Annotated in this window: 1 protein-coding gene; it reads right to left on the reverse strand. The window is 77.0% G+C overall.

Features of this window, described 5'->3' with window-relative positions:
* Positions 1-317, reverse strand: a 317-nt coding sequence (locus tag ACFFNX_RS52280; protein WP_378213933.1) for an FGGY-family carbohydrate kinase, incomplete at both ends; no start/stop codon positions are given.

The raw sequence follows: 317 nt of genomic DNA on the forward strand, positions 1-317 counted from the left end.
CGCGGCGGCCGGGCGAGGCGGCCAGTACGGCGGCGCCGAGCGCCGGCTCGGGGTCGGCCGGGAGGATCACCGGCCGGCCGAGCACCTGGGCGCGGAGCCGGCACCAGTACTCGCTGCGCGCCGCGCCGCCGGTGAACGTGAGGTCACCGTCCACCGGCGCGCCGAGCAGGTCCAGATGGTCGAAGCACAGGCGCTCCAGGTAGGCGACGCCCTGGAGGAGCGCGGCGTAGTCGTCGGCCTCGTCTCCGGTGCTTCCCAGCAGGAAGCCCTCCGCGTCCGGCGCGGCGAACGGGAACCGCTCGCCGCGGGAGACCAGC

The sequence above is a fragment of the Actinoallomurus acaciae genome, from assembly GCF_042429965.1.
Classification (GTDB): domain Bacteria; phylum Actinomycetota; class Actinomycetes; order Streptosporangiales; family Streptosporangiaceae; genus Actinoallomurus; species Actinoallomurus acaciae.